The organism is Spirosoma fluviale, assembly GCF_900230225.1.
In the GTDB taxonomy this organism is placed as follows: domain Bacteria; phylum Bacteroidota; class Bacteroidia; order Cytophagales; family Spirosomataceae; genus Spirosoma; species Spirosoma fluviale.
This window is the reverse complement of sequence record NZ_OCNH01000003.1, coordinates 689,668-703,815: the sequence shown is the minus strand read 5'-3', so window position 1 is coordinate 703,815 and position 14,148 is coordinate 689,668. Positions and strand designations below refer to the sequence as shown.

At 51.6% G+C, this 14,148-nt stretch carries 8 protein-coding genes; 4 read left to right on the top strand and 4 right to left on the bottom strand.

The features are described 5' to 3' along the window. Nucleotides 1-89: 89 nt before the first annotated feature. The 4 genes from CRO74_RS19030 to CRO74_RS19015 all read left to right on the top strand — a co-directional run bounded on the left by CRO74_RS19030 (nt 90) and on the right by CRO74_RS19015 (nt 7,957). Nucleotides 90-1,289 carry an Rpn family recombination-promoting nuclease/putative transposase gene (locus CRO74_RS19030; protein ID WP_097127915.1) on the top strand — a complete coding sequence of 400 codons (1,200 nt, stop codon included), beginning with the start codon at nt 90-92 and terminating at the stop codon, nt 1,287-1,289. A 181-nt stretch (nt 1,290-1,470) separates the two neighbouring features. Further along, nucleotides 1,471-4,917 (top strand): isoleucine--tRNA ligase, encoded by a 3,447-nt coding sequence (gene ileS / locus CRO74_RS19025; RefSeq protein ID WP_097127913.1) that lies wholly within the window; start codon nt 1,471-1,473, stop codon nt 4,915-4,917. A 220-nt stretch (nt 4,918-5,137) separates the two neighbouring features. After that, nucleotides 5,138-5,539 (top strand): hypothetical protein, encoded by a 402-nt coding sequence (locus CRO74_RS19020; protein WP_245877910.1) that lies wholly within the window; start codon nt 5,138-5,140, stop codon nt 5,537-5,539. Between the two features lie 93 nt (nt 5,540-5,632). Continuing rightward, a complete protein-coding gene (locus tag CRO74_RS19015) occupies nt 5,633-7,957 on the top strand; it encodes a T9SS type A sorting domain-containing protein (RefSeq protein WP_097127910.1) in 2,325 nt (774 codons plus the stop codon). Between the two features lie 74 nt (nt 7,958-8,031). Here the strand turns inward: CRO74_RS19015 and CRO74_RS19010 are convergent, their stop codons facing one another. The 4 genes from CRO74_RS19010 to CRO74_RS18995 all read right to left on the bottom strand — a co-directional run bounded on the left by CRO74_RS19010 (nt 8,032) and on the right by CRO74_RS18995 (nt 14,012). Next, nucleotides 8,032-8,925 carry a 1,4-dihydroxy-2-naphthoate polyprenyltransferase gene (locus CRO74_RS19010; protein WP_097127908.1) on the bottom strand — a complete coding sequence of 298 codons (894 nt, stop codon included), beginning with the start codon at nt 8,923-8,925 and terminating at the stop codon, nt 8,032-8,034. A 90-nt stretch (nt 8,926-9,015) separates the two neighbouring features. After that, nucleotides 9,016-9,636 carry a glutathione peroxidase gene (locus CRO74_RS19005; protein WP_097127907.1) on the bottom strand — a complete coding sequence of 207 codons (621 nt, stop codon included), beginning with the start codon at nt 9,634-9,636 and terminating at the stop codon, nt 9,016-9,018. 67 nt (nt 9,637-9,703) lie between these two features. Beyond that, complete coding sequence (gene argS / locus CRO74_RS19000; RefSeq protein ID WP_097127905.1) at nt 9,704-11,503, bottom strand: arginine--tRNA ligase; 1,800 nt, start codon at nt 11,501-11,503, stop codon at nt 9,704-9,706. Nucleotides 11,504-11,618: 115 nt separating this feature from the next. After that, entirely contained in the window at nt 11,619-14,012 is a 2,394-nt protein-coding gene (locus CRO74_RS18995; RefSeq protein WP_097127903.1) for a penicillin acylase family protein, read from the bottom strand. Nucleotides 14,013-14,148: the final 136 nt, after the last annotated feature.

The window sequence follows — 14,148 nt, the reverse complement described above, 5'->3', positions numbered from 1 at the left end:
TACTACATACATGGCGGTTTACCTACTATTTATACCATCTGGCGTAACCATTCTTATGCACGTCCGTCTTATGCCCATAACGTACAGCTTTGGGCACACATCAACCCGATAACCCGCACGATCGATTCTTTAAAGAGACATTCTCGCAGCCCGAGATTCTGATTGATTTTTTGAACGTTTTTGCGCCAGAGGACGTCCGCGAACGAATTGATTACACCACGCTTACCCGCGAGGTCGATACATTCACGGATGAGCATTTGGCTGAACACTTCGCAGACCTTGTTTTCTCGGTGCAGTATGGCGGCAAGGCCATTCGACTGGTGCTCTTGCTGGAACACAAAAGTTATACCGAAGAGCATCCGCATTTTCAGATCAACCGCTACCTGCTTAACCTTTGGGAGAGCCAGCTTAAACAGAAGCAACCGCTAACGCCTGTCCTTCCCGTTATTGTCTATCATGGCAATCGGCGCTGGAAACGGCGCAGTGTGCCCGATTATTTCTCGCCCATCGACGAAACGCTGCTGGCGTATCTGCCCGCCTTCGACTACCTGCTGATCGACCTGTCGACGCTGTCCGACGAACGCATGCCGACGTTACAATCGGACTATGCCCGACTGACAGCTATTCTTTTGCAAAACAGCCGCCGTAAACGTCAACTAACCCGGTTACTCGACACCTTTGCCGACGTTGTTCGCCGTTTGGTAGAGACGCCCGCCGGTGAGCGATTTGTTGGAACAGGCTTCCTCTATCTGTCGTACACCGCCGACTTGACCAAAGTTGAACTATTCGGTATCTTTAGCCGTATTTCGTCAAAAACAGAATCTTCTACCATGACAGTCGCCGAAGAATTGATACAGGAAGGGCGTGAACAGGGTCGTCAGCAAGCCATGACAGTTGCCGAAGAATTGATACGGGAAGGACGCGAATTAGAGCGTCGTCAGGTAATGGCTGCGGCTGAAGAGTTAATACGGGAAGGACGCGAATTAGAGCGTCGCCAGGTAATGGCTGCAACCGAAGAGTTAATACGGGAAGGACGCGAGTTGGAGCGTCGCCAGGTAATGGCTGCAACCGAAGAGTTAATACGGGAAGGACGCGAGTTGGAGCGTCGCCAGGTAATGGCTGCGGCTGAAGAATTACTAAAGCAACAGGAACGGCAGAACAAAGTCAAATTCATTAAGGCTATGCTGAATTTGAACCTTGATGCCGCTACTATTGCAACAGCGTCCGAACTACCTCTGGCCGAAGTCAATAGTATTATAGACGAAATTAACCGCATCCATACCCCATAAGGTTTGCTCTGGTTTATCCATATCCCTAAAGCGAACCACAGCGGTTCGCTTTTTTGTTTTCCCACAATAGGTCTTTGGGTCATCGGCTTAGACAACCTATGCCATCTATTTCCCTATCTTTGCACTTATTTTTTAACCGCGCCCGTGGCCTTAGTCTTTACAAACAGACCAATTGGCGCGTTTGATCCTCTCAGACGTGACGTATCAGCAATATGAGTCCCTCGATTATGCGCAGATCGCAGCCGAGGTTTTAACATACTGGAACCAGAATCAGGTTTTCGAACAGTCGGTTTCCATCCGCGAGGGGAAACCCAGCTTTACGTTTTATGAAGGTCCGCCTTCGGCCAATGGAACACCAGGTATTCACCACGTGATGGCCCGGTCGATCAAAGATATTTTTTGCCGCTACAAAACCCTCAAAGGCTTTCAGGTCGAGCGGAAAGGTGGCTGGGATACCCACGGCCTGCCTATTGAGTTGCAGGTCGAGAAAGAGCTGGGTATCACCAAAGATGATATCGGCAAACCCGAATCGGAAGGCGGTATCAGCGTGGAGGAATACAACCGTAAATGCCGCGAAACGGTCATGCGCTTCACCGACCAGTGGAATAGCCTGACCGAGAAAATGGGCTACTGGGTCGACCTCGAAAACCCGTACATCACCTACAAGAACGAATACATCGAGTCGGTTTGGTCACTGCTGAAAAAGCTGTACGACCAGAACCTGCTTTATAAAGGCTATACCATTCAGCCCTATTCGCCCAAAGCAGGTACGGGTCTCAGCTCCCACGAGTTGAACATGCCCGGTACCTACAAAGACGTTCGGGACACGACCATCGTGGCTCAGTTCAAGGTGAAACCCAGCGGCAAATCGGGCTTTCTGTTCTTCGATTCAGCCGATGCCGACATCTATATCCTGGCCTGGACCACCACGCCCTGGACATTACCCGCCAACTCGGCCCTGACCGTTGGTGCTAACATCGACTATGTGCTGGTGAAAACGTTCAACCCCTACACGCACATTCCGGTGCATGTGGTGCTGGCCAAAAATCTGGTCGGGCGCTGGCTCAGCGAAAAAGGACAGGTCGACAGCATAAGCAGCCCCGCCTTCGACGTCTATTTGCCGAACGATAAAATAGTGCCCTGGACCATCGTTTCTGAGTTCAAGGGCGCTCATCTGGAAGGCATCGAGTATGAGCAGTTGATGCCCTATGTGCAACCCAACGCACCGGCCTTCAGAGTTATTCTGGGCGACTTCGTGACGACCGAAGACGGTACGGGTATCGTACATACCTCGCCAACCTTCGGTGCCGATGACTTCCGCGTAGCACAGGCGGCTGGCATTCCGCCCATCATGGTGAAGGACGAAACCGGCAAAGATGTCCCCATTGTGGATAAACACGGCCTCTTTGTGAAGGAGATCGGTGAGTTTGCCGGGCGGTATGTAAAAGAGGAATATTATTCCGATGAGGAGCGCGAAGACCCGGAATTCAAACCGACCGACGTGCTCATCGCCATTAAGCTGAAAGAAGAGAACAAAGCCTTCCGGGTTGAGAAGTACGAACACCCCTACCCGCACTGCTGGCGCACCGATAAACCGATCCTGTATTACCCGCTCGATAGCTGGTTTATCCGAACAACGGCGAAAAAAGAGCGGCTCGTTGAACTGAACAAAACCATCAACTGGCAACCCGAAAGCACCGGTACCGGCCGCTTCGGCAACTGGCTCGAAAACCTCGTCGACTGGAACCTCAGCCGCAGCCGTTTCTGGGGAACTCCTCTACCAATCTGGCGTAGCGAATCGGGCGAGGAGGTTTGTGTGGGGTCAATTAAGGAATTAGGCGACTTAGCGTCAAAAGCACTTGAGTCAGGCATACTTTCGGATGAACAGCGCGAAAAAAATCAGTTGTTTATCTCAAAACTAGTAGGTCATCAGCTTAACCCGGAGATCGAATTTGACCTTCACCGGCCTTACGTTGACGAAATTTATTTCGTTTCGCAAAGCGGTCAGCTCATGCAACGCGAATCGGACCTGATCGACGTTTGGTTCGATTCGGGCGCGATGCCGTACGCGCAATGGCATTACCCGTTCGAGAACGAGGACGTATTCAAAAAATCATTTCCGGCTGATTTTATCTCCGAAGGTGTCGATCAAACGCGGGGCTGGTTCTTTACGCTCCACGCCATTGCCGGTATGCTGTTCGATTCGGTCGCGTTCAAAAACGTGGTCTCAACGGGGCTGGTGCTGGATAAGAACGGCAATAAAATGTCGAAACGACTCGGTAACGCGGTCAACCCGTTCGAGACGCTCGACAAGTACGGGGCCGATGCCACGCGCTGGTACATGATCACCAACGCCGAGCCCTGGGACAACCTGAAATTCAATACCGATGGCATTGGCGAGGTGCAGCGGAAGCTGTTCGGCACCCTGTCGAACACCTATAACTTCTTCGCGCTCTACGCGAATCTGGACCAGTTTTCGTTTAGCGGACGCACCGTGCCCGTAGCCGAGCGTCCGGAACTCGACCGCTGGATTCTATCCAAACTGCAATCGTTGATTCTGGAAGTTGAGGAGCAATTCGACAGCTACAACCCAACCAAAGCCGGTCGGGCGGTACAGGATTTCGTAAACGATCAATTGTCTAACTGGTACGTTCGGTTATCACGCCGACGCTTCTGGACCGGGGTCGCGCCCGACGGGGAATTAACGGCTGACAAGCGGGCGGCTTACGAAACCCTGCACGAATGTTTGACAACGGTCTCGCAACTGATGTCGCCCATTGCGCCGTTCTACGCCGACTGGCTCTATCGCAACCTAAACGAAGGTGCTGTCTCCGTCCACCTGACCGATTTCCCGCTGGGCGACCAGACGTTGATCGACGCCGAACTGGAGCGTTCGATGGAACTGGCTCAACAAGTTTCGTCGCTGGTTCACTCGCTGCGCAAAGGCCACAAGCTGAAAGTTCGGCAACCGTTGAGCCGCGTGCTGGTTCCTGTGCTGAACACCGATACCCGCCGTCAGATCGAGCATGTAAGCCCGATCATCATGTCGGAGGTGAACGTGAAGGCAGTTGAGTTTGTGGACGATGCCAGCGGTATCCTCAAGAAGAAAGTGAAGCCGAATTTTAAGGCCCTGGGCCCCAAATTCGGTAAACAGATGAAAGACGTGGCGGCCGCCATTACGGCCATGAGCGCGGAGGATCTTAAGGGACTGGAGCAAACGGGAGAATTTATCATCCCGGCGCTCAACCAGTCGATCACCCCGGCCGATGTCGAGATCATCACCGAGGATATCCCCGGTTGGCTGGTTGCCAGCGAAAACGGGATCACGGTGGCGCTGGACGTAACCCTGAGCGACGAACTGCGTGGCGAAGGCATTGCCCGCGACTTTGTGAACCGGATTCAGAACCTGCGCAAAGACCGTGATTTCTCAGTAACCGACAAAATCCGGATCATCCTGGAAAACAACCACGATGTGCTGGCCAAAGCCGTTGAAACCAACAGCGACTACATCCGGCAGGAAGTTCAGGCCGTTTCGCTCGATCTGGTGAGCGACCTGAACGGATCGCCCGCAGTTGCCGAAATTGAGATGGACGAGTTTCAGTTACGCGTTCTTGTCGACAAAGCCTAGCTCAGTCATTACGCTACTGGCCTATTTAAAAGTCATCCCGGAAACGGGGTGACTTTTTTGCTTTCAGGCAAGCGCCAAAACGAACAGATATCGATTGCCAACCATGAGCGCAAGCTACTTTATAACGGCACGAATGTTGTACAAACGCTGTATATCACTTTTCACAAGACCGATTCGGCAGCGCCACCGTACCTGCTGCGTTCATTAAATTACTACTACCTTGGTTGATTATTTACGCACGACACTACACTCATTTATCAATAACTATCAGGCCGTTATGTGGCGGCTGCGTGAGTGTTCGCTCAATGATGAGCAATTAGGAATTGCCGTGGGCCTAAGCGGGAATGCGATCCGAAACCGTCGTTCAAAACCCGACTTATGGAAGCTGTCGGACGTTGAACGACTCGCCAACCACTTTACCTTACCGGTAACCGCCTGTGTTCAACTGAATCAGGTGCTCCTCGAGTTGCCTGCCAATCTCAAAAGCCTTCCTCCTGAGGAACGAAGACGAATTGAGCGTCAATTGCTTTTCAAGCTAAATCAGCTGGAGTCGTATAATCACAGCGATTGGCCAGTACGGTATTTACTTCGGATGCATCAGGCGCTGACAAATAACAAATAGGTAACAGCTTATCTTGCCGTTAAGTCTTCCCAATTGTAGGATGTTCTTAGTAGCGAATGTACTTTTACGGTGGATTTAGTGACCACCGTAACGATGAACATACGATTTTACCTGCTTATAAGTGTTCCTTTGTTTATTAGTCAACCTATTCTGGCACAAACACCTAAACTAGTTCGAGGCCCTTATTTACAAGTCGTTACACCCACATCAGTCATTGTTCGCTGGCGTACCGATCTGCCAACAACAGGTCGGGTTTGGTTTGGCAAATCAGCAGAATCATTGACAGAAACCGTCCGTGAGACGCAACCTGTTCTTGACCATAGCCTGACAATCACGGGTCTTCAACCTGTTACCCGTTATGCCTATGCGGTTGGCTTCGATGATACTCAACTAACAAACGGACCGGATTACTACGTAAAAACAGCCTTACCAACCGGTGATACCAGACCGGTGCGCTTGTGGGCATTAGGGGATTTTGGCAACGGTTCGGAAAACCAGCGAAACGTCTACCAGGCTTACCAGAAGGCGACCGCCAACCGCCCGGCCGACCTCTGGCTCTGGCTTGGCGATAACGCTTATTCATTCGGATTTGACGACGAATACCAGCAGTTTGTCTTTTCCGTTTACCCACAAACGTTACGCAACACACCGCTCTTTATAACGCCCGGCAATCACGATTACGCCGATAGTGAAACCAACTTCAACGTTCCTTACTACAAGCTGTTTGCTTTCCCGGAAAAAGGCGAGGCTGGTGGGGTTCCCTCCGGCTCCAAGTCCTATTATTCAGCCGATTATGGCAATGTCCACCTCGTTTCGCTCGACTCGCAGGGCAGGCCAGATGGGCAATTTCGTCTGTACGACACCACCTCGGCCCAGGTTCAATGGTTAAAACGTGACCTTGCCGCCAATAAACTTCCGTGGACAATTGTCATTTTCCACCATCCGCCTTACAGCAAAGGGGGGCACAACTCCGATACGCAGCTATCCATGAAGCTTATACGGGAGAATTTAACCCCCATTCTGGAGCGATACGGCGTAGACCTGGTCCTGAACGGCCATAGCCACGGTTACGAACGAACCTACCGGATTAAAGACCTTCGGGGTTTGGCTGATACGTTCGATAAGACAGTCAACATCGCCGAGACCACAACGGGGCGGTATGATGGCTCGCCTAACTCCTGCCCTATTCTCACAAAAGGCCAGGGAACGGTCTATATCGTAAACGGATCGGGCGGACAGGTAGGCGGACAGTCTCCGGGCTTTCCGCATCCGGCTACCGTCTTTAACAACACAACGCTTGGCGGCTCCATGCTGCTGGATATAACTGATAACCGGCTGGATGCGCAGCTGATAATGGCAGATGGGTCCGTACAGGACAAGTTTACCATCATGAAAAACGTCAACACAACAACCTCTTTAACAGCCGAATACGGCGATACACTTCAGTTGGCAGCATCCTGGCTGGGTGATTACCGATGGCCGGATGGCAAAACCAGCCGGAGCATCCGGTACGTAGCGGATCAATCGGGCACTATTCCGATCGCCGTAACCGACGGTCGCCAATGCCTGACCGACCAGTTTACCATTTCCGTACAGCAACAGCCGAAATTGACAACCAATGTGGCCGGAGTTACTGCTTTATGTGCCGGGAGTACCATTGCCCTCACTGCTATGCTTGAGCATACGACCAAAGCCGCTGGCTGGCAGTACGAGGTGCTCCTTTCGGATGCATCGGGCAGTTTCATACCCGAACAAATCATTGGCTCAGGTGCGTTAGAAACGCTGAAAGCAACCCTGCCTGCTACCCTATTGCCCGGAACAGGGTATAAGCTTCGGATAAGACCCCGTGGCATTCCTTATATTCAACTTGTTGCGAGCGATGCTTTCACTATAAAACCACTACCAACGGCCACGTTATCCGGCTCCACAACCCTGGCGCAGGGACAGCCGGTTTCCTTAACGCTCACCTTTACGGGCGATGGCCCCTGGCGGGGTAGCCTGTCGGATGGTACGCCGTTTTCGGGCAGCGCCAACCCCACGATCCTGACACTACAACCCGAAAAAACTACCCTGTATACAGTGGCAAGCGTCGAGAATAGCTGTGGCATTGGGAGCACATCGGGAGAGGCTACGGTAACGATACTTCTACCAACGGCCGAAGAAACGTTTGCGGGTGGACAGCTAAGCGTTTATCCCAATCCGGCCCATGAAGCGGTTTTTGTCCAATTGTCGACAACGCAAAAGAAAGAAGTGAGTATAGTACTGCGCGATATACAGGGCCGTGCCGTATTCCAGAAGCAGTTTGGCCCGGTTATGTCCCTATCAGAATCCATTCAGCTGCCCGCTGCTACAGGAACGTACCTGCTGACAATTCAGGCTGGAGAAAGTAAGGTTATCAGGAAAATAGTGAAGCAGTAGACCAATTTCTGTAATACCGACCGTCCCGGTCGGGTGTAACACAAACTCTTTACACCCGACCGGGACGGTCGGTATTACAGAACCTGCCCTATCCCGAACAGGATAACGAATAGCAGGGTGGTTAGTGCCAGTTGCCCAAGTCGGGCGTTTAGCTCAACGGGGCGGTTGTGCGTGGCAACGGCACGACCGTTCAGAAAAAATAACGGGAAGGCCAATACGTAAAGGTATCCCACCGCCGACGAATCTGTAAGAAACGAGTAAGCAACGGCGCAGGCCATGCCGGCAATGAGTAATCCCCAATGGTAGCGGATAGCGCGTGGCAGACCGAGTCGGGCCGGAATGGAACGTTTCCCTGTCATGGTGTCGGTTTCGATATCACGGATATTATTGATGTTCAGTACACCCGTGGCAAACAGGCCAACACTCGTGGCAGGAAGTAACAGCAACGGACTGAAAGACAGGGTATACAGAAAATACGTACCCAAAACACCCACCCAGCCGAAGAAAATCAGCACGGCAATATCTCCAAAACCAGCGTATCCGTACGGGCGTTTGCCGTTGGTATAGCCAATGGCTGCCGCAATGCTGAGCAACCCCAGTACAAAGAAAAACCAGAAAATTTTGGGTTCTACGGTATAAAAAGCCACCATCAGCAACCCAATCCCACAAACTAAGGAGAGCGCGGCCATGAGGATTATGCCCCGAAGCATGGCCTCTTTGGTAATATCACCGGTCGCTACGGCCCGGCGGGGACCCACCCGAAGTTCGGTGTCTTTACCCGAAACCGCATCGCCGTAGTCATTAGCAAAGTTGGACAGGATTTGCAGAAAGATAGTTGTCAAAGCAGCCAGCACGGCTATTTTCCAGTCAAAATGCTGATTGGCGAACGCCAGAAAACTGCCGAGAATAATACTGGCCAGAGCCAGCGGTAATGTACGCGGCCGGGCAGCCGCAATCCAGCTTTTCATAGTGAAATGCTGAATGAGCGAATGAGCGAATGAGTGAATAGTTTCAATAGACTATTCACTCATTCGCTCATTCGCTCATTCGCTAATTAATTAAATACCTACTGCTTTCTTAAACTCGTCGTCGGTTGGCTTCACTTTCGAGGCAAAGAAGTTCGTCAGTTCACCTTTTTCGTTGATCACGTATTTGCAGAAGTTCCAGGTTGGGGCTTTTTCATTCCAGCCGTTCATCGACTTGTCGGTCAGCCACTTGTACAATGGAGCCTGGTCGTCGCCCAGTACCGATACTTTCTCGAACATAGGGAACGTTACCCCGTAGTTTTTCTGGCAGAAGGTAGCGATATCTTCGCTGCTACCGGGCTCCTGGCTACCAAAGTTGTTGGCAGGGAAGCCAAGCACAACAATCTTGCTGCCATGTTCTTTATAGAATTTCTCCCAGTCGGCATACTGTGGTGTGAAACCGCACTTCGACGCTACGTTCAGGATAACAACCTTTTTGCCTTTGTAAGCTTTCAGGGCTACCGGCTTACCATCCAGTGAATTTACAGTAAAATCGTACAGACTTTTAGCTGGTGCAACCGCATTGGCAGGAGCGGCAATGGCTTCACTTTTGTTGCTGAAAATACCTTTGACGAGTGTTGAGAATGACATAAAGCTGGTGAGGGTTGCAATGACGACGACGCCGATTAAGGTAAAAACTAAATTCTTTTTCATGGTTAGTTTTTCGTTTTGGTAGAATTTGGCAATAGTGATTTAAAGGTACTGAATTAGAACTGACTAACTACATTTTCTCGGGTACTTCTATGCCCAATAAACCCATTGCCTTACGAATAGTTTCACCAACCAGTTTCGACAAAACAAGGCGGCTGTGCAGTTTTACGGAATCTGTTTCTTTCAAAATGGACAGCTTATCATAAAACTGGTTGAATGTTTTCGCCAGTTCGTAAGCATACTGCGCAATGTAAGACGGTGCGTAGTCCGCTCCGGCATCGGCAATTCGTTGTGGGTACTGGCTCAACAAAAGTACCAGTTGTTGCTCAACATCGTCCAGCGCCGTAGTCGTGACCAAACCGTCCAGCGCCATACCCGTCTCGGTAGCTTTCCGCAAAATAGACCTAATCCGGGCGTGAACGTACTGAATATAAGGGCCTGTATTGCCATGCAAATCAACCGACTCTTCCGGGTTGAACTGCATCCGTTTCTGCGGGTCGACCTTTAGCAGGTAGTATTTCAGCGCGCCTAAACCCAGCATTTGAAACAAGGCCTTTTTCTCGTCGTCACTAAAATCGTCGAGTTTGCCTTTAGCTGCTTCATCGGCCGCATTCGAAGCCGCATCCGTTGTTTCCTGAATCAGATCATCGGCATCGACAACGGTGCCCTCACGGGATTTCATCTTACCCGTTGGCAGGTCGACCATGCCATACGAGAGGTGATACAGCCCATTGGCGTAGGCCCGACCCAACTTGCGAAGAATGGCAAACAGCACGTTAAAATGATAGTCCTGCTCGTTTCCAACTACCCATATCTGTCGGTCGCTGCCGAAATCCTGAAACTTCAGATCGGTAGTGCCCAGGTCCTGGGTTATGTAAACCGACGTGCCATCCGCCCGGAGAACAAGCTTCTGATCCAGCCCTTCTTCCGTCAGGTCAATCCAGACGGAGCCATCCTCTTTACGATAAAAGACACCTTTCTGGATTCCTTCCTCCACAATCTCTTTGCCGAGCAAGTAGGTATTCGATTCGTAATAGGTCTTGTCGAAGCTAACGCCGATGCTTTTATAGGTAACATCGAAACCGGCATACACCCAGTTGTTTAACTGCTGCCAGAGGGCAACGGTTGCCGGGTCGCCCTGCTCCCAAAGGCGCAGCATCTGCTGGACTTCCTGCATGAGTGGTGCGGTCTTTTCAGCTACTTCTTTAGGCGTTCCCTGCGCTACCATCTCCTCCACCTGCGCTTTGTAGGCTTTGTCGAACAGCACGTAGTATTTCCCGATCAGGTGGTCGCCTTTCAGACCCGACGACTCTGGTGTTTCCCATTGGCCCGATGCATCGACCCCAAACATCCGGTAGGCCAGCATGGATTTGCAGATATGCACGCCCCGGTCATTAACAATACAGGTTTTAACAACGTCGTAGCCATTTGCGGCCAGAATCCGGCTCACCGAATCGCCCAGAAAGTTATTCCGTAAGTGGCCCAGGTGCAGCGGTTTGTTGGTATTTGGCGACGAGAATTCGACCATCACCGACTGCCCTTTCGACGGCAGGGTACCAAACGAAGCATTGGTAACCATACCGTTCAACACCTCAACCCAGGTAGCATCCGAAACACTAATGTTCAAAAACCCCTGTACGACGTTGAATTTACTGACAACCGAACTGTTGCTGTCCAGCCAGTTACCGATGGCCTGACCGATTTGTGCCGGTGCCTGACGGAGTGCTTTAGTTAACGAAAAAGTAACGAAGGTATACTGCCCCTCAAACTCTTTCTTTGTCGGCGAAAGTTGTACATCGCCGGAATTGCCCGGATAGAGTTCGGCAATTGCCTGTGTAATGTCGGCTTGTAATGTTGACTGAATATCCATTACCCACAAAAGTACGAAATGTAAGGAAGAGTAGCGCGGCTGGGAAGCCGCGTAGCCGCAGGCTAATATCATTTGTCTGTTAGCCTGCGGCTACGCGGCTTCCCAGCCACGCTACTTACGGTTTCAGCACCGTCGTTCCTTCGGCAACGGTCTTGATTTTCTCCCTGGTGAAGAATACCGGGAAATAGCTATTCTCGGCCCAAATCGGGAATAAATCGCCATAATGTGTACTTTCAGGGTTGCCCGACTGACCGGGAGTATTGATGCCCAGCGTTTTGTCCCAATCCTCCGTGTCAACCAAAATACGGAACGAGGCCCCGTGTGTCTGGTTCAGGTCGTTGCCCGTGGCGTTTACCGTTTCGGCATAACCACCCCGCGCTACGGGTCCAAAGTTTATTTTCTGACGCATGGCCTTATCGACCAGATTACTCATCGGATGCGTAATCGTAATGTGTTTATTTTTCCGTTGCCCGTACGACCAGTCGTCCATGTCGGCTCCCAGCCGATCGTTTAATTCATCTACGGCCCGACCCAGGCAAGCCAACAGCAAACTATCACGAGCCGGGGTTGGCACGAGTAACGCATCAAAGACGCGCTTGGTTGGCAGGCTTTTAAAATACGGCTGGGCTACTTTAGGTACTTTTTCCTGATAAACGGCTTGCTTCAGTTGCCCTTCCCAGGCTACATAAATCGAAGCAGCAACGGAATTAGGCGTCAATTTATAGTCCCACCGGCGCAGGTAGCTCAGGGCTTGCTCGATGCGGTCGTTGGGCGACGCCAGATTTTGCAGTAACGGCACCAGCGTCCGGGCCGGAATCGACAGGTAATCGGCCTGTAACGCCATAAAATCGACGAGCGTTTTCCGGGTACCATCGTTCAGGACTTCTTCAATCCGATGCGCCCGCGAAGGACTCGACCATGTCCAGCCGAGGGCATCCCGATGGGGATAATTGGTGGCGGTCAAATTGTTATTGGCCGTAGCCACGTAACCTTCGGGCGGGTTTAGTTTGTTCGGCAACTGGTCGATGGGCAGAAAGCCGCTCCACTCGAACCGGCCATCGCCGGGCACCGGCACCAGCCCCGTAAAGTTCTTCCGAATAGGTGCCAGCCCTACCGACTGCCAGCCAATGGTACCGGTTTTATCGGCCCAGATCATGTTTTCGCCCGGTACCCGACTGTATAGACAAGCCTTCCGAAACTCGGTCCAGTTGCGGGCCTGATTCATTCGCAGGCTGGCCAGATAGGGCGCAGAGCCGATTTCTAAACCACCAGACCGAACAGCATACGCTTTGTGGTGTTTCGCATCTTCGAAAACTACCGGACCATGAAGGGTATACTTGAGGGTAGCTGTAACGGGCTGGCCACCTTTTAGGGGTATAGTTTCGGTGATCGTTTTCATCGTCAGCCAGCGATACGTGGCCCCTTTCCCTTTGTAGCGGTACTGGTTTGGATTGGCGGGATTGGTTTCGTAGACGTACAGATCTTCGTTGTCCGTTTCAAAAATGGTAAGGCCCCATGCGCCGTAGTCATTATGCCCGATTGATACCCCCGGCAGCGTGGGTTCGCCAGCCCCCACCACATTCCAATCCGGTGCAACGAGATGAACCCAGTACCGTAGCGAGGGCGTCGACTGTGCCCGGTGCGGATCGTTGGCAAGCATTGGGTACCCGCTGGCCGATTTATCACCCGAAATAACCCAGTTATTGGAGCCAACATATTGCTTATCGGCGTCGAAGCCACGGTTCAGGCTTGCCTCATCTTCGTCTGCTTTTGTCGCCTGGCCATTAAATTTAAGCGGCAAACGGTAGGCTTCGTAAAGCTCCAGAATCGGCTGAAACAGTTCGTCGCCATTTACGTGAAGAGTCAGGTCCGGAGTAGGCGATTTCGTTGTTGAAGCCGGAGGCTGTGGATGAAACCATTGTAATTCGCGGAGCTTATCGGCACCGATTAATTTGACCAGTCGACCGTAGTTCAATTCCTCCCGCACATTGTACATAAGTCCCTGATGGCGGCTAATGACTACCTCGGGCGTCCATAAACCGGGTTTCGTATCAAGCACCCGAAACTCGAACGGCAGCTTTTCGGGCGTTTTCAGGATTTCGGTAACGTAGGCGTTGATCCCGGCCACAAACGCTTTTACAATCAGCGGCCCATGCGGGTGATAATGCAGCAGTTCTTTATCTATATCGGCCGGGGTTGCGTTCGGTTTGTACCGGAACAGGCGAGTACCAATGTCCCGTTTCACTTCCTGCGGGCCGAGCAGTTCCGCCACCGTTCCGGTCGCCTGCCGACGCCAGATTTCCAGTTGAAACAATCGATCCTGAGCCGCCGAATAGCCCTGGGCAAAGAACAGATCGTGTTCATTTTGGGCATAAATATGATTGACGCCCCAGCGGTCGCGGATGATTTCGACGGGTTGCTGGAGCCCGGACATGCGTATCGTCTGGCTGGATTGAGACTGGCAACATAAGGGCAACAGTATAGTCAGAAGAAGAAGTAATTGGCGCATACACATGATTAATTTATGGGTAAGATAACCAACAATTGCCATTCGCAAAGCCTAAAGGGCATTTTACAATACAAGCAAAGGAGGGGCCAGGTTGTTTGCAACCTGGCCCCTCCTTTGTACTGCTTACCAAAACCCT